Below are 2,104 nucleotides of genomic sequence, written 5' to 3'. Positions count from 1 at the left end.
GGCCTCAATGAGTGCCAGTTCAGTTTTTTTGTTCATTACCTTTCCTCAGTGAACCACTGGCATATCTGGGATGCCTTCGGTTTTGATCATCTCGATAAAATCATCGTGCAACATTTCCAGACCTTCGCGGCCCATTGCCGATAACCTGAAACCTTGCTCTGGGCATACCACCACCATGTCCTGATACATCCTTAGAGCCAGCGCCATACCTGCCTGAGTTCCGTATTTCTCGATAGCGCATCCCTCGACGTGATTTGCCAGAGAAAAGCGCAGGGGTGCGGGGTAAATGCTTATGCCGCCATTCTTTCCGATGTAGATAACAGCAAGATCAGCTCCGCCTTCGTCGTTCTGGATTTCAGCCGTGCCGTTTTTTTCCCGTTCCTCATTGATGAAAACGGTAACGACCAGCCACCGCCAAATAATGACTTCTTTTTCAATACTCAAACTCAGCCAGCCGTTAACTTTCGCGTCTTGAATGCAGGCTAAAATCCTCAAGCCTTCGGATGCTTTTTTGTCGTAATGCCCGCTATCAAGCTGACGGATTGCAGCGGAGTACCCAACGACACAGTTCCCCGTTTTAATGCCGTCAGGCGTCGATTCTGGATTCAGTTCAGTACTCATCAGTTACACCCCTAACTCTTTGTTGTATCGCTGGTGGCTCATGGCCTCCCAGTGCTGCCCGCCGTCTTTCGATAGCAACCGCCAGCGGTGGGTAATGCGTAAAGACAGATAGCCGTGTTGATAGGTGCGGCGAGGGCGAACAGCTCCACGGCGGTATCGGTTTAAAATCTGAGTGGCCCCGATGTAGATACGAAGCGGAATGCGGTTACCTGATAGCGTCACTTTGTCTTTCCTTTTGCCTTAGCCATTTCGGCAATATTTTTAACAATGGCATTCATGAAATCCTTTCCCGCTTCGGTAAGGTGATCGCCGCTTTTAGATAAAAAACTGTCATAGGTGTTAATGATGTGTTCCGCCGCTTCGAGCCGTTTATATTCCCCATAAACTTCTGCTTCGAAATCTATTAAGGCTTCAATCAGGACTCTCTCGGATAATTCCACGGTGTACATGCCGCCACCTTTCAAACGGACAATGACGCAATGGCTATTTGTTTTGCGCATCATTGATTCGAGCTTTGCGTCAACGATGTGCTTGCGTCTCTTATTAATTAATTCAATGTTGCTCATATTCGAATTACCCTATTTTCGGCCTTTAGGTGTAGGGAGTCCTAACCCGAAGGCCATAGTTAATATTTTGTTTTAGCGATTACTTAATTAATAAGGTTTGCGTTTATATAACTCGTCACGTGTTTCAACCCATCTCTGATATTCTTTGTTCCATTTATCGATTTTGCGCTGTTTAGCTAACAGGCGACGAATATGATGAACCGCTCTTTCACGGCAGTGGATATAATCATGAAGTAAGTCACCGCGAATCCATGCCTTGCGCTCAGTGTCATAAACATCATCTTCACGTATAGGCAATCCAAGGCGCTGATAAACATAGGTTGCCATAACTTGAGCTAATTTATTAATTGCAGCACTACGGCTTAGATAGCGCTTATAAACACCGTGGCGATTAACAATATATATTTGTGCGAACACTTTTATTAATGCACGATTTATACCGCCATCATCGACAATGAAATTATTACCCATTCGTTCGTAATCAATTTTTTCAGGTTTCATTTTTTGCCTTCTTTATATTTCTCATAATCGTAATCGGCTAGTTTACTATTAGCTGCGATCATCACTTCTGGCACACCGTCTAATAGAGTTATAATTGCGCCTATTTTGTCAGTGGTACCTTTCTTGTCGCCGGTAGCGAGCTCAAGCCACATTGCTAAAACCGTTTGCGCTTGCCTTACCTGACCGGTGACATCTTCCAGTTGATTGGATTTCATGGTCAGCCCCTTCCAGCGCAGCACGGCGTGACATTGTTTTAGCGTAATCAGCGCAGTAACTAACAATGGTTTCTGCCAATTGAGCACCTTCGCCGGGGTCAAGACTGAACCGTTCCGCAGCTTCCAGAAACAGTGCGATATCACTCAGTACATCAATCGGTGATTGAGTAATGCATGGGTTATCTTTATTCATGGTTGGCC

At 45.4% G+C, this 2,104-nt stretch carries 6 protein-coding genes; all 6 read right to left on the bottom strand.

Going from position 1 to position 2,104, the window contains the following annotated elements; genetic code table 11:
- Positions 1-45 precede the first annotated feature (45 nt).
- On the bottom strand, positions 46-621 hold the full coding sequence (locus AEP37_RS23385) for a hypothetical protein (protein ID WP_049615574.1): 576 nt from the start codon (positions 619-621) through the stop codon (positions 46-48).
- Between the two features lie 3 nt (positions 622-624).
- Entirely contained in the window at positions 625-843 is a 219-nt protein-coding gene (locus AEP37_RS23380; protein WP_049611557.1) for a ParE family toxin-like protein, read from the bottom strand.
- Positions 840-1,187 (bottom strand): hypothetical protein, encoded by a 348-nt coding sequence (locus AEP37_RS23375; protein WP_049615573.1) that lies wholly within the window; start codon positions 1,185-1,187, stop codon positions 840-842. Before AEP37_RS23375 ends, AEP37_RS23380 begins: the two co-directional genes overlap by 4 nt.
- An 87-nt stretch (positions 1,188-1,274) precedes the next feature.
- A complete protein-coding gene (locus tag AEP37_RS23370; protein WP_049615572.1) occupies positions 1,275-1,688 on the bottom strand; it encodes a hypothetical protein in 414 nt (137 codons plus the stop codon).
- On the bottom strand, positions 1,685-1,840 hold the full coding sequence (locus AEP37_RS23365; protein WP_235801442.1) for a hypothetical protein: 156 nt from the start codon (positions 1,838-1,840) through the stop codon (positions 1,685-1,687). The genes AEP37_RS23370 and AEP37_RS23365 overlap by 4 nt, the downstream gene beginning before the upstream one ends.
- The coding region (locus AEP37_RS26760) for a hypothetical protein (protein WP_167337954.1) at positions 1,830-2,104 on the bottom strand (275 nt) is incomplete at its 5' end. The genes AEP37_RS26760 and AEP37_RS23365, both read right to left, overlap by 11 nt.

This window comes from Yersinia pekkanenii, from assembly GCF_001152565.1.
GTDB lineage: Bacteria > Pseudomonadota > Gammaproteobacteria > Enterobacterales > Enterobacteriaceae > Yersinia > Yersinia pekkanenii.
This window is presented reverse-complemented; position numbering and strand designations above follow the sequence as displayed.

Coding starts and splice junctions, on each gene's coding strand:
- AEP37_RS23370 (WP_049615572.1), bottom strand. CDS start 1,688: ATGAAACCTGAAAAAATTGATTACGAACGAATGGGTAATAATTTCATT.
- AEP37_RS23385 (WP_049615574.1), bottom strand. CDS start 621: ATGAGTACTGAACTGAATCCAGAATCGACGCCTGACGGCATTAAAACG.
- AEP37_RS23375 (WP_049615573.1), bottom strand. CDS start 1,187: ATGAGCAACATTGAATTAATTAATAAGAGACGCAAGCACATCGTTGAC.
- AEP37_RS23365 (WP_235801442.1), bottom strand. CDS start 1,840: ATGTGGCTTGAGCTCGCTACCGGCGACAAGAAAGGTACCACTGACAAA.